Here is a 23,945-nt window from a genome sequence, read left to right as displayed (position 1 = left end):
GAGTCACCCGCCAGGCGCAATTTCGCTGGGCAGAATGCCGTCGGACTTTTTTAGGTTTTCTTTGCTGCGCCGCCTAACCTCCAAATCAAGCGTGCTACCCCTAGGCGGACTGGACCATAAAGCCCGGGCAGCTATCTGCAAGACATGGACTCGAAGCGCACACCCATCCGTACACCCATCCCGTTGCAATGTCTGGTCGCAACAACCTCAGCTTTTCAGACTTGTTACTGATGTGGCTATGCGCACTGCTTCGGTGGGTAATCCTCAAGGTTTCCCTCGACCCGTCGATAGTATTTTATGTCAATGCGGGTCACTGTCATGTTCAACAACCGGTTAAAAAACAGAATCCAGCAATTGGAAACACGGCTGGGGGCTCTTGAGCAGGTCAAGGCGACTCTGGATCTCGAAACCGTGGCGGTCACCCTGGATGCGGCAGGTGTCATCCTGGAGGTGAATGCTCTGTTTGAAACAGAGCTGGGATTCACCCGGGCGGAATTGTCAGGCCGCGCCCTGCGTGAGTTCAGTCCCTCTGAACTGAGCGGTGACGTACATCAGCGTCGGGCTCTTGATGCAGTGGCCCAGGGCAAGCATTACAGCGGCACATTGCGTCTGTGCAGCCGTGAAGGTCGGCACGTCTGGCTACGGGCAATGGTTATACCTTTCGCGGGTGAGAGCGGACGTGTAGAACGAATCGTTGTGTATTCCAGCGTGCTGACAAGGACAATCGAGGCCTCCAGAGAGAACGAAGCGCTGGTGGGGGCACTGATGCGGTCCACTGCCGTTATCGAATTTTCGCTGGACGGAATAGTCCTGGCAGCCAATCATAATTTTCTGAATGCTATGGGCTATACGCTTCCCCAAATCCAGGGCCAGCATCACCGGATCTTTTGCCTGCCGTCTGACGCTCAGTCACAAGACTATGAACAGTTCTGGCACACCCTGCGAAAGGGATCGTACGTTGCTGGAAGGTTTTGCCGCTCGGATAAACACGGCAAGGAAGTGTGGCTGGAAGCTTCATACAATCCAATAGTGGATGCCAATGGCAAGCTGTACAAGATTGCCAAGTTGGCCACCGTTATCACCGACCAGGTCACCCGAGAGCGCGCTGTTTCCGAAGCAGCTGGCATGGCGCACGGCACCTCAGTTCGAACCAACGCCAGTGCACAGCAAGGTCGCGAGGTCATTCAGAACACCGTCACCACTCTCAATACGCTTTCGGCCTTGATGGAAGATGCTGCCCATGGCATTGAAGCGCTGGATGCCCAGAGCCAGGAAATCGGTACCATCGTGAAAACCATCGGCAGCATCGCAGACCAGACTAATTTGTTGGCTTTGAACGCAGCAATCGAAGCGGCACGTGCCGGGGAGCAGGGCCGGGGTTTTGCTGTGGTCGCTGACGAGGTCAGAAATCTGGCCATGCGAACCACTAAAGCAACTGCAGAGATCGTCGAGGTGGTAAAAAAGAACCAGGTACTGGCCTCGACTGCGGTGAGCATTATTGGAAAAAGCAGGCAGCAGGCCGGGGAAGCGCTTGATTTGGCCAGTGAGGCAGACGAGGTGATCAAGGACATTCAGCAAGGTGCCAACAGTGTTGTGACTGCTGTAGAGCAGTTCTCAGGTCAAGCCGGGTATTGATGGATTTGTAGTCTTCCGTGTTCAGCAGCTTTGCTGCTACAAGGTAATGCGTGATATTCAGGGGATCCCATGCTCGATGCTCTCAAGCAATCCATTCGTAATCTGCATACAGCCCATTGGGCCAAGCTGGAAGATGACTGTAATGGGTTATTCATTCGGATCGAGCAGGCACGAAGAGAGGGGCTTGTGACTGGAGAGCAGGCCATGCAGCTGATCTATGATGTTCGCAACGAGCGTTCACGATGCTTTCGCAGCGTGAACCGCTGTTTTGTGCGGCGCTCCGCTGCCGAGTGAACAACTGCTACAGAACAAGCATCGCTGTCATGGTAACTGATACTGGGATAAATATTTTTTGGGTACCGCTAAGAAATGGCTTAACAGCGTGTGGTATGCCCACTGGCTTAGGGCATGAAAAGAGCATCTACGAATCCGGTGACAGTCCAATCTTGTCACTGCACTGGCGTACAGTCAGCATTACTCAGCGATTGAACGGGCACTTTCTTAAGCGTGTCATGATGCTGGCTTACCGAGGAAAATTAACAACGGCCGTTGGGTGTGGATTGCTTACACAGGTTATCAATCGACCTTCAACGCTGTTACGGCCTTTATTTTTAGCGCAATAGAGAAGTCGATCTGCCTCTTCCAGGGCCGCTCGATAGCCTTCCTTCAAGGGTGAACTGATCGCCACCACGCCTGAGCTGATCGTTACAATTCCCAACGGGCTACCTGAGTGATCTATGAGTGCATTGGCGATGGACAACCTGACATTGGCTGCGACGTTTAAAGCCCCAGCGAGATTAGTTTCAGGCAGCAGGATCACAAACTCCTCGCCACCATAGCGGGCCGCAAGATCGCCCGGCCGATTGACGCAGGTGCCGATGATTTCCGCAACTTGCCTCAGGCAGTCGTCACCCCCCAGATGGCCGTAAAGATCGTTGTATTGCTTGAACCAGTCGATATCTAGCAAGATAACGGCTATGGTTGATCTGTTCCGGCTTGCCCGTCCCCATTCTTGCTGCAAGGTAGCATCGAAACATCGCCTGTTAGCCATATGTGTCAAACTATCGGTCCGGGCGATGATCTCAAGTTCGGTTCTAGCGATGTTCAGCTCAGTTTCCGCAGTGATTAACTGCTGGATCTGCCGGTACAGCAGGGCGCCCAACAAAACCAAGGCCAAAGTGATTATACCGATGAGCGCCATGGACCTATACGCGTAAGCCCACCAGGGTGCGAAGATATGTTGGCTGGATACACCAGCAGCGGCAACGATGGGCAATCCAGATACCCGCCGGTAGGCATAAATCCTTTCTACGCCATCCACCACTGACTTAATCACGGCGTTGCCATGATCGCTCTGTGGCAGATAGAGGGTAAATATATCGCCCTTTGCCACATTGGTGGTCATCAACGCTGTCAACGTAGGCCGCCGGGCCAGTAGATCACCGTTGTTGAGCGCAAGGAAAATAACGCCCTTGTCGTCTACATCCATGCGCTGGAAGAACGTTTGGAAATATGTGACAGGCACGGTTGCCAGAGCAACACCTGCGAACGATCCGTCAGCAGCATTGATACGCCTGCTGACCGGTATGACCATGTCGCCCGTAGTGCGGCTCTTTACAATGGAGTCGACGTGAATGGATTCATCGGTGTGGTCGCGGTGATAAACGAAGTATGCGCGGTCGACGTTGTTCAGCGTCTGCGCACCACTTGAAAAGGAGTTAGCGACCCAATTACCTTGAGCATCGTAGATAAATAACCCTTGGATCCCTTCTACGTTCACCACGTCTTGAGCCATTTGCTTCTCCAGCCGAGATAGCTGATCTTCCGCTACACCATCGTGTTCCACGCGTTCGACAAGATCTCGCAGTGTATTATCAGCTTGGCGAATGGTGTCCTGAGCTTGTTGTTCAGCGGCTCGAACGATATTCGAAACTGCAACTTTAGCGTTAGCAATGCGTTCGTGCCTAGACTGATTTATCTGCCACGCTGTAGCCAGGATCAGCGATATACACACTAATGCAATGAAGCCGATCAGCGCTCTAGTAAGCGCTGAGGGAGAGAGCCTTGTTGATACAAGGTAGAAAGACTTCATAGATTCGTCATCAGATTGACTGTAAGACAACGACGCATGCAGTTTCCGTACCCTGAATGCTGTCTGTTTTGCGCAGAACGTCTACCGCTGATCTGGCCACGCGAAAGACGTAGGACGGCCATTGCGTCATTACCGCAAGGCGCGCCGGCCTGCAGGGCACATTGCACCAGATCGATTAAAAGGGGACTTGGCGCAAACTATTCGACTTAGAAATCGATGGTGCCCGAGACTTTGACCAGACGCGGGTCGCCCTGGCTGAGATAGCCGCCGTTGGCGGAGGCCCAGTAGTTCTTGTCGGTGATGTTCTCCACATTGACGCGCAACGTCAGGTCCTTTTGATCCACCTTGAAGGTGTAGCGCGCGCCGGCATCGAACCGATTCCAGGTGGAAAGGCTCAGGTTATTGGCCTGGTCCGCATACTGGCCTCCAGTACGAAGCATACGGGCGCTAAGGGCAGCTCCCTCCAGGCCAGGAACGTCCCAGTCGACGCTCGCATTTAGCTGGAAGGTGGGCACCCCGATGGCATGGTTGCCATCAGTGAGCCCGCCCGCGGTGTTCTTCAGCTCCGAGGTCAAGCGCGTGCCGCCTGCCATCAGGCGAAGGCCTTCGATGGGCTCACCAAACACGCTCAGCTCAACGCCCTTGTTCACCTGCTCGCCGTCGCGAATATAGAGGCGCTGGGTCGCATCGACGTAGCCATCGCTGGGCTTCTCGATCCGGAACACGCCAAGATTTGCGCCGAACGATTGCATGTCCAGCTTGATACCCGCTTCCAGTTGCTTGGTGCGGCCAGGCGGGAAGGCTTCCCCAAGGTTGGTGACGTTGGCACCGGATGCGACCGGCCCTTTGGCCAAGCCTTCAATGCGGTTTGCGTACAGGGAAACGGTGTCAGTCGGTTTATAGACGATGCCATACACCGGAGTAGTGATGGATTCGTCGTAAAGCGAAGTACGGCTGCCGTCATTGGCCGGATTAGATACGCCGTTGGAGGTGGTGCCGTCGTACGAGTAGTTCTCTACGCGCAGCTGCTGACGGCGTACGCCATAGGTAAGGAGCAAACTATCGTCCAACAAGCCAACAGTGTCGGAAACGGCCAGGCTTCGGTTGCGGGTTTTGCCGGTGACACCCGGATCGCCCATATCGCCGCCGGTGAGGGAAACCGCCGTGGGCTTGGGCAGGTCAGGTGTGGTGTAGATATTGGTATTCCCGGTGACCGATCGGTAGAAGGTGTAGGCGTTCTCTTGCTGGGTCCAGAGGGTAGAGGCGCCGATCGCGATCTGATGACTGACCGGCCCGGTTTGAACATGACCGTTAAGCCCCGCTGCAAAGCTGGTGTTGTCCTCATTGTGCGGGATCTCAGAGCCGCCGACAGTTGCAACTCCGTTATTACCTACGAGGGTTGGCGTGCCGTATACACCCGTTTCACGCGTATGCTTGGCGCCCCCGGCAAGGTAGGCAGTCCAGTTTTCATTCAGGTCCCAGTCGCCACGCATCATGCCGAACGTGTCTTCGGTTTCGGCATTCGTCCAGTCCTGGCCGTAGTTGTGGCTGGCGTCCGGGGCGGTCGGGATTTTGGTCGCATTACCCAATTGCACGGTGTTGCGTAAACCGTTGATGCGCTGTTTTTGGTAGCCAAAGTCGGTAGAGACGCGAAAGGTGTCACCACGATAATCGAGTCCCGCGACGAACAACTTGGTGCGCTGGTTTTCGTCATCAATCGCAGTGTCGCCTTCACGTTGGCTAAGGTTGACCCGCCCTCCGAATCGATTGCCCTCGCCGAAGCGTTGGCCAAGGTCCAGGTGCTCACCAACGCGGCCGTCAGAACTGATGTCTTGGGTGTAACGGCGAGTCGGCACGTCTTCAGCACGCTTGGGCTGCAAATTCACGCTGCCACCCAAGCCCGTACCGGTGGGGCTCACGCCGTTGATAAAAGCGTTGGGACCTTTGAATACTTCCACCCGCTCAATCGCGTCCGTGGAAAGAATTTGCCGAGGAAGGACGCCGTACAAACCGCCGTAGGAGATATCGTCACCTGCCAATGGCAAACCGCGGATCACGAATATCTGCGACTGATTACCGAAGCCGTAAGACTGGCGCACCGACGGGTCGTTGAGGAGTACATCTCCCACATCTTCAGCCTGCTGATCCTCGATAAGCTGGGAGGTATAGCTGGTCATGGTGAAAGGCACGTTCATGTTGTCCTGATTACCCAGAACACCCATCTGCCCGCCACGAGCGACCTGACCACCCGCATAGACCTCAGGCAGCGTGTTGGAATTGGCCTTGACGGCATCCGCGTTTATGTCAGTAGCACCGAGCTCAACCGCAGAGTCGGCAGCATTGGCGATGAAGCTCGCAGAGCAGCAAAGCGCAAGCAGGGTGGGGCGAAACGGATGCGAAAGGAACATTACGGGCTACCCAGCAAGGTGATCAGAACGGGTTGAAGCCTCCTTGGCAATGCGAACTATTCTCATGTGAGAATGATATCAGAAAGCTTCAGGAGATAGTCAGTTGAAATCACAAGTTTTTCACATCGCATATTCTGCCAATGCCCTTGAGGAGCAGACCTAGACCTGCTCGCCACACGCGCTGCTTCTGAGGGTGATACTCAAGGTTTCCCTCGTCCCGTCGATAGCATTTCATGACAATGCGAGTGTCTGGGATGTCCATCTGCCGGTTACAAACCAGAATCCAGCAAGGGGAAAAGCCGCTTAGGACTCCTGAGCAAGTCGAGAGTGAATCTGGATCTAAACCCCATGGCGGTCACTTGGACGCAGCAGCGCTGCTCAATGTGTGGAACGCTGGGTCGGGCGCTGGCTGATACTTAATGAAGAGCGGGTCGGTTGCGTGGTTTGCCCACAAGGCGCAATTTCCCAGGGCAAACTACTAGAGCGTCGCTTTTTGGTGATAGCCCCAACCTTCGTTGGTAGGCCCATAACAATGAAGCTCCCCAGAAAAAGACATTCTTCTTTATTGGAGGAATAAACAGGTTCTATAAACCGACACCATGGCTTTATGGGATGATGGCCATATGATATTACACACTGTTAGCTTGGCCTGTGAGGCTGCCCATGACCTATTTACGCTTACCCAGTCCATGCCGTCTGATACAGCTGCTTTTTCTCATTCTGCTTACCGTCATGGGTCTTTCCATTCTTTGGGAGTTCGAGCTGGAGGCATGGGTGATGCGGGGGCTTGGCCTTCCCTATGACGGCATTTTTGAGGACGGGGAAAGGTTACGTTTCGTACTGACATCTACGGGCTTTTCACTGATCGCCATGATCGGGCCGGGAGTGATGCTTATAAAAATGATCAGTAATGCCAGACGCAACTACCTTCAACTGGAAGGGTTGCAGTCCCATACTGAGAAGCTGGCAAGGTACGACTCACTCAGCGGCCTGCTCAATCGGCGTGCCTTTATGGAGCTTGTAAACGAGCAACTCGCTCAGTTGGAACCTGTGATTGTGATGCTGATCGACCTTGACTATTTCAAGGCGGTTAACGATCAGCGCGGGCATGCAACGGGTGACGCAGTGCTCATTGAGGTAGCAAAACGACTGGAAGAGATTGCAATCAAGTACGGCGGCATCGCTTCGCGTCTAGGAGGCGATGAATTCTGCGTCGTATTTACCAGCCGTAGAGAGGAACGCGAGCTGGGCCTCATTGCCGCAGATGTGATTTCGCGAATAGGGGCGCCGATGCTCGAGAAGCTTCGACCCTTCCGGCAGGGGGCTACAGTTGGCATCTCTCGTTCGTGGGTCGACGCTACCGAAACCTCAGCGCTATTGCACTGCGCAGATGTAGCAATGTACAGGGGTAAGGTTACGGGTCGTTCAACCTACCATTTTTACGAAACAGAGCATGGGCTCCAATATCAGGCTCAAATCGATGAAGACGCTGCGCTTAAACAGGCAGTGGAACTGAATGAGATCGTTCCATTCTATCAGCCTATTGTTGCACTGCCTTCTCAGGAAGTCGTCGGATTTGAGATCTTGGCCAGATGGCTCAAGCCAGATGGGAGCACTGGGATGCCTGCTGATTTTATTCCAGCGCTTGAACGCCTAGGGTTGATCCCCATGATGACTCAATCTCTCGTTAAGCAAGCTTGTAACGCTGCCAGGGATTGGGACGATCACCTTCATCTTTCGCTGAACGTCAGTGCAGCAATGATCACCGATGAGCTTTTTCCTGATCGGTTCCTGGAGCAGTTGCGCCATGAGCAGTTTCCATTTGACCGCTTTGAGGTCGAAATAACCGAAGAGGCCTTGGTCGGCAATATCGAAGCGGCCGAGCGCAACCTGAACAGACTTCACGCACATGGCATCACAGTGGCACTTGATGACTTCGGCACTGGCTACTCAGGTCTTTATCATTTGACACGTTTGTCCATTGATAAAATCAAGATAGACCGATCTTTTTTTGAGATCGGTAAGACTGATCATCGTCCAATGGTAGAAGCCATTTTAGGGATGGCACGTAGCCTGAATATGAAAGTAACCGCGGAAGGCATCGAGGATTTTCACTCACCCTCCCTTCCATCTTGGCTGGCCAGCAATGGGTGTAATTATGCTCAGGGGTATCACTACGGTCGGCCCCAGGCTCACGTTTCACGCTCCGTCGCTGGAGTTCCTGATTCAACAGTTCTATCGCGGGTGTAGTTGGTCAAGCAGCAAAACTGCTGACATTTCACCTTGACTCAGCTGCAAGCCATCTGCCACAAGCTGACCGCGCACTGATCAACTGGATTTGCCCGGAACTTGGGAGTTTCCTCCAGATACCGCAGCAGGTGAATGCAGACTGTCGTGGTCTCAACCACGTCCGACCAGATGCGCACCTGACCGCCCGATTGCTAGACAAAGCCATCAAGCTCAAGATATCTCTCCGGTCAGAGACTACCAAAGGGCCCCGCTATCTACCCTTGCGGATGCTTGTGCAAGACAATTTCATTTGCATCTTTGCAACTCCAATCGTCGCTTCAGTAACCCTCTTTGACGTCTTTCCAGCTCCTTGGCAAGCGCTGCAAGCTTGGCTTCACCGAACGCAATGGCCCTGGCTTTCGTAAGAAAAAGTTCGTCAACGTGGTAATTGCGGCCCTTGTCAGTGCGGTCATATGCGCTGTTAGCGAATCCCTGGTCCACGAGTTCGACCTCCAGCAACTGAAAATTCCGTGTCAGCAGCCATGCGGTGTAGGGGTAGGTTCTGTCGCTCATCGAAGTCTTGGTCACCACAATTGATCGCTATATAGATAAAAGCATAGCGAGATGTGTTGCTACAACAACCTCATGCACGTAGGGCAGGGCAGGCAGGCGACATGTCTGGATCTGTAGGCAAGAAACATCAAGGAAGGAGCACGCCAGGGGAGGCAGGAAGGCCTGGCGGGCTAGGTCTCGTACTGCTAAGGCCCGATAACGCTATAGATCACTCTAGGGTAGTGAGGCGTTATGGCGGAGAGCTGCCCTCCCTTAGGTCGTTTCGGGTCGTGGTGAGCTCGCATCTCCAGGGCACACTACCAACACTGAAGCATTCCGTTTAGCTTACTCCGTTGGGAGCCTGCATGACTTGCGGGACTTTCCTGGCCAGATCTGTCGGAATGTTAGGCTTGGAGATGACGTCATAATCAATACCCCCAGCGTCAGTTGCAGACTCTTGCCTTCAATGAATGAATGCATTTTGAAATCGCATCCCGACAGGAACGACAGCATCATTGGTAGCGTCGTGGCAGTCTGCCTGCAGGCGATTGCAGCTGCTGTCCAGCACTGTCCCAAGGTTCCTATAGTTGACGCCAGGTCGCACTCTGGAATAGAGCCCCAAAAGGTCAATCTTTCTGAAGCCAGCGCCGCACTCGGTATGGGTCGGTCAGTGAAACGTTAGACTTGCCCGAAAAATGACCCATCAAAGGAGTCAAACGTGTTTGTGATCCCGCTGGACCTCGGCGCAAGTGAAGCGATGCAAGCCATGATGGTCTATTCCAATGTGCTGTACCCACAGCGTGTTCGGTACTTTTTCTACATCTGCAAAGAACAGCTTCAAGGTCGCTGCAGAAAGGATCTGGTCATGCGCCTCGACAAGGTCATGGACGTGGCCCTAGTGCAGAGCGGGGAATGGCACAGCCGACTGACGATGGTGTTGCGCGAAGCGCTCGAGCCGGGCGCCCTGCACAGGGCCGACCACGATTTCTTCTTGGCGCAATTGGGCCACTGCACCCCTAGGAGGCACGAAAACCCCCCGATTCGGGGGTTGCAGCGAACCGGCAATTGATCACCAGGCGTCTCATGACATCTGTCATGTGGGACGTACCTACTCTCGACTAAACATGAATCGCTCACGACGGTTACAGTAATAGCCAAACCGCGATGTTTGAGCTGGACGCGCCCAGCGAGCACGTGCGTTCGGGTCACCGCACGAAACTCATCGGTCAAAGCCAGATCGACAAACTCTCAAAAGCCTTCCAGGTCATTTTGATAGGCACGGCTTGTCCGGGGATTGTCCAGCTCGAATTAGTCACGATCATTGGCGGTGTCTTCAGTCAGTTTCGCGAAATGTGCACCCGGACGGTCAGTTGATCGACGAGATCTCAACTAGGCTCGTTTTCACAGGAGATGAATCGGGAGATCACCGCCGGGCAGATTCCAGTGGCTCGACACCCGCAGCAAGGTAGAATGGTGGCTTATAGCCATGACAAGGCCTCATTAGTGCATGCTGTGGAATTTTCTATGTTAGACGCTAGCCAGATTGAACGAGAACTCGAGAAAACAACTAGCGCTGCACGCTTCTCTGAGCAATTGGAGCTACGTTATCAGAGCGATATCCATACTACCCGCCGGCACCACCTGATTCTGTGCTTGATCTTGGGAGGTTTCACATTCGGTAGTTTTTCACTATGGATGGTCATCATAAATCCGAAGGATTTGGTATCAGCAATTTTGCAGATGGTCGGAACATGTGTACCAAGCACTCTACTGGGTGTGTTGCTTCTAAAGAAGTTATCGGAGCACTGGAGAGAATACGTTTCCATGTTGCCCTCATACACCGGATTTATAGCCGCTTACAACGTAGTAATTAACGGTGAACAACCTGTTTCGGGTGAGCAGTCACTGTTCATGTTTTGTTGGCCGCTGATGCTTATTTATGTCAATACGTGCATGAAAAGCCCTTTTAATATTGCTTTGATATACAACATATTTTGCTTAACCATCACAGCTTGGGGTGTGCATACAGCCCCGATTTCCCTGAGTGCTGGCGGCTTGATAATGACCGCTATAGGATCCTCATCTTTTTTCTCATTGCTCGGCAACTACTGGTCCAACGCCGAAGCCAGACGAAGTTACCTGTATTGGCTACGTGAGGAAACCAGAGCCTCTAGTCTCACAGATGCCAATAGTGACTTGCAACGCCTTTCAGAGACCGACTCGCTGACCGGTCTGGCTAACCGTAGGCACATACAACCGCAACTGGATGCGCTTACGGCAAAGCATTTGGATGGACAGTCCGAGGGCGCATTATTTTTGATCGATATAGACCATTTCAAACGCTTTAACGACCATTATGGACATCTTATGGGCGATGAGTGCTTGAGAGCTGTTGCCACGGCTCTGGGCAGTTGCTTCATTTCGCCTTGCGCCGTAGCACGATTCGGCGGTGAAGAGTTCATTGCCGTTTTGCCAGATACCTCTCATGATGAGGCCCGCAGGATCGCTCACCACGTATTGCAAACCATACGTGAACTAAACATCGCCCATCTGGGACGTACAGACGGCATCTCGGTCATCACTGTCAGCATCGGATTAGCGCACAGTGCGAGTAGTGCGCTAACCGATAGCACCTCACTTCTGGATCAGGCTGACAAAGCTCTGTATCGAGCTAAAAGAGGTGGCCGCAATCGTCTAGAGGATACGGGATTTATTTTTTCTCAAAACGATGAGTCGCTTCTAACCCCGGAGGATATCCGAGAGGCGTTAGCAACAGACCAATTCGACCTGCACTTCCAACCGCTGTATCAACTCGAACCTTATCAGCTCACTGGATACGAAAGCCTTATTCGCTGGCTGCATCCCAAGCTCGGAAATGTGCCACCTGATTTATTCATCGCAATGGCAGAACGCAGCGGGCTGATTAATGCTGTAGGTGACTGGGTTTTGGATAAATCCTGTGAAGCGGCCAGCCGCTGGCATGACGCTGTCAACATATCAGTGAACCTTTCACCTATACAGCTTGCCAACACAGATTTTCCGATGAAAGTGGCGGGTGCATTACTTAAACATGGTCTCGCGAGCCATCGGCTAATATTGGAAGTAACCGAAGGCGTGCCTCTGCGTATAAATGATCAACTATTGAGTACAGTTTCCGGTCTCTGCAACTTGGGCGTACGACTGGCTCTGGACGATTTCGGTCAAGGTCATGCCAACTTGGCTTATTTACTGAAGCTTCCATTCCATTGTTTGAAGGTTGACCGTCAGGTACTCAGAATTGAAAACAAAGCCCAACGCGAGGAGGTGTTGACGGCCCTTTTGAAACTGGGGCATGCATTTGATCTCAAAGTGTTAGCGGAAGGCGTTGAGACTGCTCAGGATCTCGAGTTGTTGCGTACTCTAGGCTATGACCATGCGCAAGGGTATTATCTTGGACGTCCTCAACCGAATACATTTTCTTGTGACTCGTTACCCCCCACGCAGTCGCTGGCGCCCCATTGTCATCTTCATATAGTGTTAGGTAACTGACTGAACTTACTGCTAAGATTATTAGTCAACGTTCTCGATAATCTAAAGCCCGCTCCTTTTGCTACCCCACATACTGTTGTATCGGATGCCAAATAGAGAGTGCAACCGCCGGATCACTTAGGAAGTGGTTCTTGTGTTCAGCCGCCTCAGCCTACTCGCTAGGCACTTTGCCGTGGATTTGCGGTGTGCGAATGGACCACGTGGTAGCGTATCGGGCCTGATCTGAACGTTTGGCACTACGAGTACTCCGTTCATCAGGTAAAGCGTATGTTGAACTAAGATTGTGCCATGCAGATCAATAGGTTATTGATAACCTAGAGGGCATTTCCATGATCAAGGCACTTCCCTTACCTTTACTCTTCGCATTAGCGCTTGGCTTGCCTGGCTGTGAAAAATCGTCCGAAGACCACACGCAAGATGCCAACAAGCATTAACAAGCGTCTGATCAAAAACAGGTTGAGGGTAATCCCGGGCAGGCCGCTGATGAGAAGGCTCAGGCTGATAAGGACTATGCTGAGGCTCATGAAGCCCGAGCTTCTGAAGATCGCCATCAGGCCCCATCCTTAGCTGTGCCTGGGTATATCAAAGCTCTAGAAAAAAACTGATCGCGAGGATAATGCTCACCTCCCACGCGCGGGCGTGAGATTAATTTTCCTTGCCGCCGACGCGCCCGATAATTTCTGGAACAGGTGCATCTCAGCGCTGCATCCCTGCGCAGGATGGCGGAGCTGAATGCAGCAAAGTCGCCGAGATGGCGGTGTGTTCGAGACGGTGTGCAGATAAAGCGCATCCCCTCGGGCAGACCCGATCCCCTTTAATGCTAGAGTTCGGTAGGTGTGTTCGCCATCCGCTTACGCCATGGCTGCACCTTGGCGATATCCGCCTCGTGTTCCAGGGCATTGGTGGCTGCCGTTGCGCGCAGCCCGTGTACGAGTCCCGCAACCTCTACCCCTGCAGCTCTGGCGTAGTGCCCTACCACCGCATAGAGGCCGTCGGCGCTGATCCCTGCACCCGTTGCGCGGCCGCGCAGCGGGTGGAAGAGGGGAGCCGTGCTGTCCTGCTGATCATGGCCGCAAACGCATACCGGATCTTGTTGCCATCTGAGCCACCTCGATTGCCTGCTTTCTGTACTGATTCATACGGCAGGAAGTGTCACAGCGGGCTTTAACAGACTGGCGAGCGTTATATGAATGCGGGCCTGCTGGAACCTACCGCAGCGTTCCAGCTCGGCGGCCATCTCCAGATGCCAGTCCCTCATTTATAGTGACCACAGGCTACGAAGCCGAAGTGAGTCATGATCTGCCTGCCGGAGTCGCGTTCCTGCAAAAGCCTTGGAGTTTGGACCAGCTGGTTCAGACAGCTAGGCACATGCTCAAAACGGCCACTGATCGCGGTTAGATATGTCGGGTACTATGTTTAGTTGGTCCCACATCAGGACCCGCCTAGGCGGTTTTTTTGCTGCTTGCTAGACGTAACAAGCCTTGGGATTGACGTACCATAAGCCCGCCCTGTTGCTGCGCCCTGGTCCCTTTCCTCCTAGGAGCTGGTTATGCCACCTGCCGATCTCGATTTTCTGGACACCTCGGATCTGCCGCGTGGTTTGAGTGAGCAGGCCTATGCCACCTGGCGCGTGGCCCTGCGCGACCTGTATAGCAGCCAGACCGAGGTTCAGGTCGAATATGGCTATCAGTTCTGTCGCGGTTTTATCCAGGCCCTGCAGGACATGCAGGCAATCGAACCCGATGTGTACCTATTTCTCGAGGCTCAGGTGCATGGCGTATGGATCGAGCGCATTTCTGCCCTTAAGGCACGAGGTCACTGACGCGCTTTGGAGCTGGCATTGTAGATACTATGTTTATACAAAAAGCTTGCGGTTAGTGTTTTTGGTATCTACAATGTGTATACTTTTTAGGAGGCTGTTATGGAAGTCAAAGTGCAGCAGTGGGGCAATAGCGCGGCGATACGCTTGCCTGCAACCGTGCTTAAGCTGATGAATCTGGTTAGTGGCGATGTGTTGAAACTCGATGTATCCGCCGAGGTTATGACGCTCAAGCCTGCGAAGGCCAAGCCGCATTACGCGCTGGCCGAGCTCATGGCGCAGTGTGACTTGAGCGCGCCGGATCCTGCCGACATGGCAGCGTGGAATGCGATGTCAGCCGTTGGGCGTGAAGCGTGAAGCGAGCCAAATTAAACCGTGGCGATATTGTGCGCTTGAACATGAATCCCACCGCTGGCCGTGAGCAGCAAGGCGATTTTCGTCCGGCGCTGATCATTTCGCCTGCGGCGTTCAACGTGTCGGGCTTGGTCCTGATCGCGCCCATCACCCAAGACGGGGATTTTGCCCGATATGCCGGCTTTGCCGTGCCACTGAGCGGTTCCGGCACCGAGACGCAAGGTGTGGTGTTGTGTAATCAAATCCGCACCGTTGACCTTGAGGCCCGTGGGGGTAAGCGCGTAGAGGCGGTCCCCGAGGTGGTGATGGACGATGTACTGGCCCGCATTCAAGTGCTGATTGAGTAAAGAAAAAATGATCAAACGCCTGACCAAAATTGCATTTCTATCTTGCCTTGTAACAAGGGATCAATGTCATGCCGATGATCGACCCCGACGAAATCAAGCCTACGATCGACTCAGTGCAGGCTGCTTTTGCGGCTTACAGTGATGCTGGCCAAGCCTATGCACGGGAGCGCAATCATCACCCCCATGACGCAGGTGGGCTACAGCGCACTTACGAAGCCATAAGCCAAACCGGGCAGGCGTACGAAGATGCCCAATCTGCCTTGATTCCTATTGTCCACCACGTTATTGGCAAGGCCGAGCGCAGCGCGGCTTCTTCAATGCAAGACGCGGATTGGCCGATGAAAAGACACTTTGCTGCACCCCAAGCCCCGGGTACTGGCAATCCTTGTAACCAAGGGCAGGGCACACATAACTTGTTAAGGAATGCCTCATGAATGGATACGAAAGCCCCAGCATTGAGTCTGCACATGCAGGGTATCGACTGTCCTGGTTGGCCTATGTCAGCACCGTCTTGACGATAATTTTTTTCATTGCTGTTTCAATTAGCATTGGCGGGTGGACGTTACACAACGCGCAAACGGATGCTGCTTTTCGGCTCGGCATGGCAGTGAGCGTGTTTGTTCTGGTAGTTTCGCTGCCTCTCTGTATCTACAAAATCCTCTTTCTCAGAAGCGTGCGGGTTTACACGGATGACGTTGGAGTTTGGCTGTACCGGGGGATTTTGCCTTGGAGCAAAGGAGTTCGTGGCGTGAAGTGGCGGGACATTGAAGATGCTATGTATTACACAGGTTTTCTCAGCTGGATGTTCCGCTCCTATACCGTGCGTATTGGCCACCGTTTTACCAAGACAAGCGAAATCTACGTGCACCATCTGGCACAAGGTCAGAACGCGGTCGAGCACATCAATCAGCTTCATCAAAGCATTCTCAGAGGCGAGCTAAGCTCGGTGGCTGAGCTTGAAGTCAGATAAATGTGTCCTAGGATTTGCGGGCTGATGCCTTTTAGGGCGAAAAGTCACCTTGCCCACTACCAGCTCCGCGACAATGGAAACATCTTGAATGCAATCAGAACAGAGCTTGATAGAGTGGCCGTCGCGTGCGGACCATTTTACATGCTGAGCTCAGGTCGCCGATACGTGGTATCGGCGGTTGGGTGAAAGCAGGTTAGAAGTTTGTTCGCAAACCAACTTCGACACTTCTTCCCTGAGCAGGCGCAATATCGCGAAGAATTGAGCTGGCGTACCTCACAGTCTGATTCGTCAAGTTTTCACCATTAACGAATGCCAGCCATTGGCTACCGCCCAGGTCAAATTTGTACCCTGCACTCGCGCCTAAAGTCGTATAGCCGTCAGTTCCGGATTCATTATCCGGCACGTTGTGCTGCGAGCTCGCATGCTCGACGTCGACCCTGGCCTGCCATTTGTCCAGCTCCCACAGCAGCCCACTGTTCAGTCGCAGGGGGGCGATACGCGGCAAAGCCTCGCCAGTGTCCAGATTCTTAGCGCGGGTATAGTCACCGGAAAGCTCCAGCGCAATGTTACCGTAGCGAGTCTCAGCCAGCTTCCAATGATCCTGTGCTTCGAAACCGGCAAATCGAGCACGTACGCCTGAGTAGGTGAATTCAGGGATGCCGTCGGCGTCCTCTTCACCCTCGTCGTTGAGCGATCGGCCGCTACTCAATAGCCCAATGTAATTCGAAAAATGGCTATAAAATACGCCTACGCTGCCCTTATGGGCGCCATTGTCAAACCGTAGCGCCAAGTCGCTGGACACTGCTTTTTCCTTGGATAAGTCAACGTCACCTACCTCGTAAGTGCCTGTAGCAACGTGTGCACCGTTGGCGTACAGCTCGTAAAACGTTGGCGCACGTTCGGTATAGCCCAGAGTTGCTGCCAATGACCAGACCGGCGTAAGCGTATACACCGCGCCTGACGACAAGCTACCAGTAGTAAAACTGCTAGAGCGATCAGCGCTATTAAACCGCATGTTGCCCTTAGCATCCGGATCGACTGTCGTGTGCTCCAGGCGACCGCCCAAGCTCAGCATGAGTCGGTCACTGGATTGCAGTTCTTCGAGAATGAACAGAGCTCCAGCATTGGTATCGGTCTGCGGCACAAATGCTTCGTCACCAAGCGCGGAAAACTCACCGCGCGTCAACTGCGCACCCACCACACCATTAAGCGGTCCTATCGGCTGATGGCGGGCCTCCACCCGAGTCTCATAACCCTTGTTTTTGAAGGTGGTGCCTATCTCGCCGTCTTCAATCTCCATGTGTTTGTAGTCTGTGTACCCTGCGTCTAATTTCACAGATGTGAAGGGACCGGACAGATTGCGGACCTCAGAAGCAAACGCGTAGTGATCTTGCTCCATGCGGATGCGTACGTCCTGCTCGGCAGGCGATCCGTAGTTAGAGTCGTAATTGCTGTAGGACACTCCGGCATAACCGTCATCCCATATGTAGGAGCCACCTACGGCACCACCTTCTTGGCGCCCGTCGCTGTTGCCGAGGCGATGTTTTTCATCGTCTCTCTCTTCGCGGGTCCGTTGATCAGAGGTGCGAGCGTAGCCCGGGATACGCAGGTCATTAAAATTACGAGCATTGGCATCGATGTGCAGCGCAAATTGACCGTTGCCGGCTTCCAGCTTTCCGGCGCTACTACGCGTGGTGTCGGCACCGCCATATCGCAATTCACCGGAACCGTGTATGCCTTCGATGGATTCAACAGGAATGCGGTTGTCCAATGTATTTACCACGCCGCCAATGGCACTGCCTCCATATAACAATGCAGCGGGGCCACGCACGATTTCGATGCGATCAACATTGACAGGATCCAGCGGCACCGCATGGTCGTAAGAAAGCGACGACGCATCCAGTGCGCCAACGCCATTACGCAAGATCCTGATTCGATCGCCGTCCAACCCGCGGATGATTGGCCGACTGGCGCCTGGTCCGAAATAAGACGACGACACGGCTGGTTGATTGTTCAAGGTTTCGCCCAAACTGCCCCTCTGCGCAAGGGTCAGTTTATCTCCGGTGAGGACAGTGCTCGGCAAAGCCAGCTGCTCGCTACCTAGTGGATTCGCGGTAATCACTTGTGGATCTACTTCTATGGCGTAGGCCGGCGATGCAATCATTAAAGCTGTTGCAATGGGCGGGAGGCGCCAGAATTGCAATTTGGGGCAGCGAGACATGCAGGTTTCCTTGGGGACAATGAAAAATATCGGACATGTTATAACATAACTTTTAAGGTGCAATTGTTTGGATTGCCGACTGATTGAGGAAGTCATAACCGAGCGCGAGGCTGGCTTATCTCAGCCCACCTGAATCGGTCCGCAATCGGTGATCATTACCGGGCGTGCGGTATGCCCTGGCTGTATGGAAAGCCTGGCATTGGAAGATTAGAAAACGGCAACTAGTGGCCGACCGCGTAGTGGGAAAAGTCGGCCAGCAGCGTTGGATTTAGCTCCCTACCGCTGATCCGTATAAACGCTGTCTGCCTTGAACACTACTTGTTTTCCTCGGACAAAGCGTAGGCGCGGCTTCTGCAGCGCCCGCCGCCACTTCGTGGCCATAGCTGCACCCATCGAGGATTCACCATGCGTTCTTCCCATCCAATACGTTGTGCCCTGGTTGCTGCAGTAACCGCCGTCAGCTTGGCAACCTTGGCCGGTTGCGCTCGCGATCCGGAAAAACCTACTTTGTCGGAATTAGCTGTCAGCTCGACCAAGAGCTTGTTCCGCACTGACAGCGACATGCAGAAAGTGCTCAACGCCCAAGCGGCCTTCGATCCTAAAGCCATTGAAAAAACCACGCCGGACGAAGCCCGTAAGCAGCCTACTGTGGCAGATGGTGTAAAGCAGGTACTGGCCGACCAGAAGCGTGACAGCAGCCCCACAGCACTGGTCCCGGGCGTGACAACCCGTGAGATCACCGTAGCCGGTGCTACAGGGAACTTGCCAGCAACCGTCTATACCCCTGCTGGTAACGGACCATTCCCGGTAGTACTGTATTTCCACGGCGGCGGTTGGGTGATCGCGGACCGCACCGTGTATGACGGTGGCGCCCGCGGCCTGGCCAAGCAGGCCAATGCTATCGTGGTGTCAGTGGACTACCGTCGCGCGCCTGAATATAAATTCCCGGCAGCCCATCTAGACGCTGTTGCTGCCTACCGCTGGCTCACTACCAACGCGGCTAGCATTGGCGGAGACTCTAAGCGCCTAGCGTTGGCCGGCGAAAGCGCCGGGGGCAATCTGGCGCTCGCCACTGCTGTGGCTGCACGCGACCAGGGCTTGACCTCGCCCAAGAGTGTGATTGCTGTATACCCAGTGGGACAGACCACGACCAACACTGAGTCGTACTTGAAGTACGCTGACGCCAAGCCACTCAATCGCCCCATGATGCTTTGGTTCGTGGCCAATGTGACCAAGAGCTCTGCCGATCTGAAGGATCCACGTTTGGATCTTGTGCACGCCAACCTTCACGGTCTGCCGCCAGTGACTCTGATCAACGCCGAGATCGACCCGCTGCGTGATGACGGTGCGCAACTGGAGCAGGCGTTGCGAAACCAGGGCGTAAGCGTGGAGCGCAAGCTGTATGACGGCGTGACCCACGAGTTTTTCGGTACCGCTGCGGTGGTGGAAAAGGCTCAGGAAGCACAGGCCTACGCCGGCGCTCGCCTGAAGGCAGCATTCTAACCAGCCCTCTGGCTGCTGCGATGTCAAACCGTAGCAGCCAGTACCTTGGCTTACAGCTGGGTCAAATCGTAGCTCATCCAAGAGCAGCGTCAGCAAGACGATGACCAGCAAGCCTAGATGCGTCAACTTCGCTCTGAACTCAAGCGTGTGAATGAAGAGCGAGACATCTAAAAAAAGCCGCCGCCTACTATGCAAAAGAGTGCGGCCGAAGTACGCGTTCATCAAGAAGCACCCAACTGATTACCCGGTACGGCGCCTTTGCCAAACTCTCAGGGTGCACCCCAGCGGCTGCTACGCCTGGCTGGGCGAGCCTCAATCTGCCCGACAAAAACGTATCTCTTATGATCGTAAGCTTTTATGTCGCGTTCCATAACGGGGTTTACGTTAAATGCCTATTTTCATCCGGCTGGTGAGATTGCAGCAGGCTGAGGGTTGTTAGTGGCCGGCAACCCGGGCTCCGTTGACCAGTCATAGTCCAACTAACCGGCTGCTTTCGACCCAAAGCAGCCCTTCGTCGTCGGCAGCAGTCGGGCACCCCGCCCATCATCCCTACTGCGTATTACCTGCCTTTTTCTTTGCCCACTCTAAATGAAATCTCTAAATGCATCGCCTGGCTTGCGCAGGGGGCGGAGGGGCGGCTCACGTGTTCCACGCAGCCTTACCTCTCGACGGCCGCCAAGCCCTCCAAGCACTCGTGGCTGTTACTGAATGTGGCCTGCATCAGGCGGCAACTCCAACCATGAGTCTGTCACTCGCCCCCTCTCATGCGTCGAGCGATCAGATATACCGCCAGTCCTGCAAGTGCGGTCGCAGCGCCGATGTAGCCAGTGCTCGTCCAGCCAAAGCCAGCTGTGATCGCCATTCCCCCTAACCACGGGCCTAACGCATTTGCAAGATTGAATGCAGCATGGTTAGACGCTGCCGCCAAGCTAGGCGCTTCGTGGGCTATGTCCATTAACCGAATCTGAAGCGGAGCGGCTAAAGCAATCATTGTCCCGACTAGACCAACACCCAGCATCACCCCCCAGGTCGATTCTGCGGCTAAAGGGAAGAACATCAATACGGCTATAGACCATACGAGAACAACCCCTACCGCACGGAATTGCAAACGGTCAAACAATTTGCCGCCAACGATATTGCCGATGATACCGCCCAAGCCGAATGCTGCGAGCCCAAATGGAATCATCTCTGGGGACGTCCGGGTTACTTCAAGCATCGTCGGCGCTAGGTAGCTGAAAACCGAGAACATACCTGAAAAGCCGATTGCAGCGATGGACAGAGCCATCCAAACCTGAGGTTTCTTGAACGCCTGTAACTCCTTACGTGGATCACTACGGACTTCGTCTCGACGATCAGGAACAAAGAGCCACACCAAGGCAATGGTAGCAACTGCAATGACGCCTACGAGCGCGAACGCCGAACGCCAGCCGAAGAACTGCCCCAGAAATGTAGCTACAGGGTTACCAAGTAGCATCGCTAGGGTTAACCCCATCATCACGCGCGCTACAGCTCCAGCACGCTTATTCGCCGGCACCATACTTGAAGCCACCACTGCTGCAATACCGAAATACGCTCCGTGTGGTAATCCGCTGATGAATCGAAATGCAACCAAGCTACCAAACGTCGGCGTATACGCAGTGGCAAGGTTGCCCACCGCGTAGAGAACCATTAGCAGGATTAAAAGATGCTTACGCAACATCTTGGCACCAAGGATCGCCAACAACGGTGCCCCTACCATTACGCCCAACGCGTAGGCACTGATGGCATGCCCCACTTGAGGCTCACTGAGATGCAAATTGCTGGCGATGTCTGGCATCAACCCCATAATGGCGAACTCACCCGTACCAATGGCGAAACTGCCCAACGCCATGGCAGCCTCCATCTTGACCGCGGCACGCACAGGCAAAACATAAGCGGGTGTTTGCTGGATAGACATATGAAGTGCTCTGATCTTGAAGAAAGAATAGGAAAAATGAGCGCGGATCCACGGTCCGGAAGAGCCTTGAAACCCTCTCCCCGCACCGGTGATGCTTTTACTCAATGAATCGATTACGGCCCGCCATTACGGCAAAGAAGATTTGTAGAACTGCCGCCACCAAAAGCATCCAAAGCGATTCCTGCCAGGTGCCGAAAACGCTGTGAAGCCAGCCTGCCAAGAATGGGCCCGCGGCCCCCAAACCGTAGCCTACGCACTGTGCCATAGCCGAAAGCGAACTTGCCTGGTGGTGATCACGAACGCGCAGACCAAATAAAGTCAGGCATGTGACCATAGACGCACCTGCCCCGACGCCTGCAAACAACAGCCATACCAAAGACATTGAAGGAGCCCACACAAGCCCTGCCATACCGATCGCCACCGCCAGCGAGCATAGAAATCCCATTAGGCGTTGATCTTTCATTCGCTTGATTGCGACGGAAGTGGAAAGGTTAGCCACGACAGCGACCGCTTGATAAGCAAAGAGGTGCAAGCCCGACTGTGATGCCCCTATTCCTATTGAATTTGCCATCGCGGGGTACCAGTCAATCACGGTGTAGAAAGTCACAGTCTGTAAAGCCATAAACATCGAGACTTGCCATGCGATCGTGCTTCCCCAGACTGACTTTGCGGCGTGTGGCGCTGGTATCGCCACACGCCCGCGGGCCTGCCGGAGATGAGGTAACCAGCAAACGATAGCTACGAGGGCGAGGACAAACCACACTCCCAAGGATACCTTCCACGTGTAGCCTGATAACGAGGACAGAGGCGCTGACAGTCCACTCGCAAGCGCAGCCATCAACGCCATAATTGCAGCATAAAGACCGATACACAGCGCTGCGTGAGTTGGGAAGTCCCGTTTCACAAGGGGCACAATGAGCACGTTGGCTGTAGCGATACCTCCGCCGATGAGAAGCGTACCGACCCATAGTCCGGTAGCTGTACCGCTAGACCGGATTAGGCAGCCCATAGCAATGAGACACAGCGCACCAAACAAAGCCTGTTCAAGGCCGAAGCGTCTCGTGAGCCATGGAGCCAGTGGCGACGCAGAAGCGAACATCAGAAGTGGAAGCGCGTTCAGGAAACCCGCGGCAGCCGCACTCAAAGAAAAATAATGTTGCACCTGATCCAATACTGGGCCAAGCGACGTAATAGGCGCTCGCAAATTGGCAGCGATCAGCAGAATGCCGAGCAGCAAGGATGATGCTAATACAGATGTACCGGCCCGAACGGCCGACGAGGAAGACGTCATAGAGACCACTCACAACTTAAGGACGGATTTGCCCTATGGTTGCGTTGGTTGACGTTAACGCTTACGCAAAGCGCTGTAGAGCACAATGTCTACTGGGGAATATACCCAAACGACATCATCTGCTTCAAGCCATGGAACAATTTGCCGCAGGACTTGGCGTCAAGCCCCCTATTCTCCAACCTGTGTACGGATTGTATTCAAGGAGACCTCTAGGCTCGGTCACTACGGCGCATTGATTATCTCTGAACCTTGACATTGAATGTGTGATTCGGGAATTCATAACGGCTGCGACAAATGGAAATATAGCAACTCACCTCATCTGTTCGACCAGCGTAGGGGGTTGCCAAATCAGATAACAGCTGGCACTGAGTGCCGCGCCATTGGCCGTAAGTGGAATATCCGGATGGCTTCGCCCTGCCTAGCTTGCGAAGTCGCATTCTGTTTACGCCCGATTACTGTGATCGGTGACAGCTACACAGTCCATTTCGGCGGCCATGTACTTAAGTAGCCATTTTTCAGGGGGGCAGCTTGTTAGGGGGCTAATCGCAGCTTGCCAAGCACTCGTATCCCTAGATGCTGGGGTATGCGTATGAAAATCGAATTTCTACCAGCGGGCGCCGGCGTATGGCCAAGGCTGACTCATGTTCTCTCCTTGTTGGCCATGCTTAACGGCTTCTTGCCGATAGTGCTCGTGTCCAGTTACAGATAGCACTATGCCGTAATCGTATCGCTCAATCGCCCGATGCGGCTAGATGATTGTCCTAAGCGACGGCGCGCCATGACCTAGTGGGGTTTAAGTGAAACCCTAACTAGGTGGTTTTGTTCTCAATGCATGTCGTGTTTGGGAAGTGTCCAGATCACTCGACCGCGCCCGGTACTTTGCCCAATTATCTCATGCACATTGCCAGCTTAAACCACGTCATCAACCATTCATGAACGGTGCTCATGGGCCTATACGCGGTTACGGCATAGTCGCTAGCCACACAAGACGCTAAGTTCGGTAGATATACGCACCTATGAAACCGATGCAATGGCGAGCGATTTTACGCGTGCCCCTCTG

General features: G+C 53.9%; 18 protein-coding genes and 5 pseudogenes. 13 read left to right on the top strand and 10 right to left on the bottom strand.

What is annotated here, in order from left to right; all coding sequences use genetic code 11:
- Positions 1 to 318: 318 nt before the first annotated feature.
- Together QWI18_RS00900 and QWI18_RS00895 are read left to right on the top strand one after the other, a co-directional pair.
- Entirely contained in the window at positions 319 to 1,635 is a 1,317-nt protein-coding gene (locus tag QWI18_RS00900) for a methyl-accepting chemotaxis protein (RefSeq protein WP_369317941.1), read from the top strand.
- 69 nt (positions 1,636 to 1,704) lie between these two features.
- Complete coding sequence (locus tag QWI18_RS00895) at positions 1,705 to 1,929, top strand: hypothetical protein (RefSeq protein WP_122396755.1); 225 nt, start codon at positions 1,705 to 1,707, stop codon at positions 1,927 to 1,929.
- 229 nt (positions 1,930 to 2,158) lie between these two features.
- Here QWI18_RS00895 and QWI18_RS00890 read toward each other — a convergent pair whose 3' ends face one another.
- Both QWI18_RS00890 and QWI18_RS00885 read right to left on the bottom strand, forming a co-directional pair.
- The gene (locus tag QWI18_RS00890) at positions 2,159 to 3,727 is read right to left on the bottom strand and encodes a diguanylate cyclase (RefSeq protein WP_369317940.1); all 1,569 of its coding nucleotides are present in this window, start codon (positions 3,725 to 3,727) and stop codon (positions 2,159 to 2,161) included.
- 206 nt (positions 3,728 to 3,933) lie between these two features.
- The gene (locus QWI18_RS00885; RefSeq protein WP_369317939.1) at positions 3,934 to 6,135 is read right to left on the bottom strand and encodes a TonB-dependent receptor; all 2,202 of its coding nucleotides are present in this window, start codon (positions 6,133 to 6,135) and stop codon (positions 3,934 to 3,936) included.
- Between the two features lie 663 nt (positions 6,136 to 6,798).
- On the opposite strand from QWI18_RS00885, the gene QWI18_RS00880 reads away from it, so the two are divergent.
- A complete protein-coding gene (locus tag QWI18_RS00880; RefSeq protein WP_369317938.1) occupies positions 6,799 to 8,385 on the top strand; it encodes a putative bifunctional diguanylate cyclase/phosphodiesterase in 1,587 nt (528 codons plus the stop codon).
- Between the two features lie 285 nt (positions 8,386 to 8,670).
- Here the strand turns inward: QWI18_RS00880 and QWI18_RS00875 are convergent, their stop codons facing one another.
- Positions 8,671 to 8,937 carry a hypothetical protein gene (locus tag QWI18_RS00875; RefSeq protein ID WP_065986121.1) on the bottom strand — a complete coding sequence of 89 codons (267 nt, stop codon included), beginning with the start codon at positions 8,935 to 8,937 and terminating at the stop codon, positions 8,671 to 8,673.
- Between the two features lie 697 nt (positions 8,938 to 9,634).
- Between QWI18_RS00875 and QWI18_RS00870 the strand changes: the two genes are divergently transcribed.
- Positions 9,635 to 9,985, top strand: a complete 351-nt coding sequence (locus QWI18_RS00870; RefSeq protein ID WP_369317937.1) for a hypothetical protein — start codon at positions 9,635 to 9,637, stop codon at positions 9,983 to 9,985.
- 83 nt (positions 9,986 to 10,068) lie between these two features.
- On the opposite strand, the pseudogene QWI18_RS00865 reads toward QWI18_RS00870, so the two are convergent.
- Positions 10,069 to 10,218 (bottom strand): annotated as a pseudogene (locus QWI18_RS00865) (integrase); the annotation flags it as partial.
- Between the two features lie 108 nt (positions 10,219 to 10,326).
- Between QWI18_RS00865 and QWI18_RS00860 the strand changes: the two are divergent.
- Positions 10,327 to 12,444: a bifunctional diguanylate cyclase/phosphodiesterase gene (locus QWI18_RS00860; RefSeq protein WP_065986124.1), complete on the top strand. Its 2,118-nt coding sequence runs from the start codon at positions 10,327 to 10,329 to the stop codon at positions 12,442 to 12,444.
- 365 nt (positions 12,445 to 12,809) lie between these two features.
- Here QWI18_RS00860 and QWI18_RS00855 read toward each other — a convergent pair whose 3' ends face one another.
- Together QWI18_RS00855 and QWI18_RS00850 are read right to left on the bottom strand one after the other, a co-directional pair.
- Positions 12,810 to 12,995, bottom strand: coding sequence for a hypothetical protein (locus tag QWI18_RS00855; protein WP_065986125.1), 186 nt, complete (start codon positions 12,993 to 12,995; stop codon positions 12,810 to 12,812).
- Between the two features lie 311 nt (positions 12,996 to 13,306).
- Positions 13,307 to 13,489 (bottom strand): annotated as a pseudogene (locus tag QWI18_RS00850) (integrase); the annotation flags it as partial.
- Between the two features lie 215 nt (positions 13,490 to 13,704).
- Here QWI18_RS00850 and QWI18_RS00845 point away from each other — a divergent pair.
- The 6 genes and pseudogenes from QWI18_RS00845 to QWI18_RS00820 all read left to right on the top strand — a co-directional run.
- A pseudogene (locus QWI18_RS00845) lies at positions 13,705 to 13,842 on the top strand (response regulator); the annotation flags it as partial.
- A gap of 151 nt (positions 13,843 to 13,993) precedes the next feature.
- Positions 13,994 to 14,266, top strand: coding sequence for a hypothetical protein (locus QWI18_RS00840; RefSeq protein ID WP_346631566.1), 273 nt, complete (start codon positions 13,994 to 13,996; stop codon positions 14,264 to 14,266).
- Between the two features lie 99 nt (positions 14,267 to 14,365).
- The gene (locus tag QWI18_RS00835; protein WP_369317936.1) at positions 14,366 to 14,620 is read left to right on the top strand and encodes an AbrB/MazE/SpoVT family DNA-binding domain-containing protein; all 255 of its coding nucleotides are present in this window, start codon (positions 14,366 to 14,368) and stop codon (positions 14,618 to 14,620) included.
- Positions 14,617 to 14,964 carry a type II toxin-antitoxin system ChpB family toxin gene (locus QWI18_RS00830; RefSeq protein ID WP_369317935.1) on the top strand — a complete coding sequence of 116 codons (348 nt, stop codon included), beginning with the start codon at positions 14,617 to 14,619 and terminating at the stop codon, positions 14,962 to 14,964. Before QWI18_RS00835 ends, QWI18_RS00830 begins: the two co-directional genes overlap by 4 nt.
- A 68-nt stretch (positions 14,965 to 15,032) precedes the next feature.
- A complete protein-coding gene (locus QWI18_RS00825; RefSeq protein ID WP_346631558.1) occupies positions 15,033 to 15,398 on the top strand; it encodes a hypothetical protein in 366 nt (121 codons plus the stop codon).
- Positions 15,395 to 15,934, top strand: coding sequence for a hypothetical protein (locus QWI18_RS00820; protein ID WP_065986131.1), 540 nt, complete (start codon positions 15,395 to 15,397; stop codon positions 15,932 to 15,934). Before QWI18_RS00825 ends, QWI18_RS00820 begins: the two co-directional genes overlap by 4 nt.
- A 193-nt stretch (positions 15,935 to 16,127) precedes the next feature.
- On the opposite strand, the gene QWI18_RS00815 is transcribed toward QWI18_RS00820, so the two are convergent.
- Positions 16,128 to 18,155 carry a TonB-dependent receptor gene (locus QWI18_RS00815; RefSeq protein ID WP_369317934.1) on the bottom strand — a complete coding sequence of 676 codons (2,028 nt, stop codon included), beginning with the start codon at positions 18,153 to 18,155 and terminating at the stop codon, positions 16,128 to 16,130.
- Between the two features lie 405 nt (positions 18,156 to 18,560).
- On the opposite strand from QWI18_RS00815, the gene QWI18_RS00810 reads away from it, so the two are divergent.
- Positions 18,561 to 19,658 carry an alpha/beta hydrolase gene (locus tag QWI18_RS00810; RefSeq protein ID WP_346631559.1) on the top strand — a complete coding sequence of 366 codons (1,098 nt, stop codon included), beginning with the start codon at positions 18,561 to 18,563 and terminating at the stop codon, positions 19,656 to 19,658.
- A gap of 30 nt (positions 19,659 to 19,688) precedes the next feature.
- Positions 19,689 to 20,016 (top strand): annotated as a pseudogene (locus QWI18_RS00805) (IS3 family transposase); the annotation flags it as partial.
- A gap of 390 nt (positions 20,017 to 20,406) precedes the next feature.
- On the opposite strand, the gene QWI18_RS00800 reads toward QWI18_RS00805, so the two are convergent.
- From QWI18_RS00800 to QWI18_RS00790, 3 genes and pseudogenes are all read right to left on the bottom strand, one after another.
- A complete protein-coding gene (locus QWI18_RS00800; RefSeq protein WP_369317933.1) occupies positions 20,407 to 21,594 on the bottom strand; it encodes an MFS transporter in 1,188 nt (395 codons plus the stop codon).
- 97 nt (positions 21,595 to 21,691) lie between these two features.
- A complete protein-coding gene (locus QWI18_RS00795) occupies positions 21,692 to 22,885 on the bottom strand; it encodes an MFS transporter (protein WP_369317932.1) in 1,194 nt (397 codons plus the stop codon).
- Between the two features lie 451 nt (positions 22,886 to 23,336).
- Positions 23,337 to 23,528, bottom strand: a pseudogene (locus tag QWI18_RS00790) (hypothetical protein); the annotation flags it as partial.
- Positions 23,529 to 23,945 lie beyond the last annotated feature (417 nt).

The organism is Pseudomonas sp. W2Oct36, from assembly GCF_041060465.1.
GTDB classification, from domain to species: Bacteria; Pseudomonadota; Gammaproteobacteria; order Pseudomonadales; family Pseudomonadaceae; genus Aquipseudomonas; species Aquipseudomonas graminis_B.
Note: the sequence above shows the minus strand (reverse complement) of the source record. Positions and strands in the feature narration are given on the sequence as shown.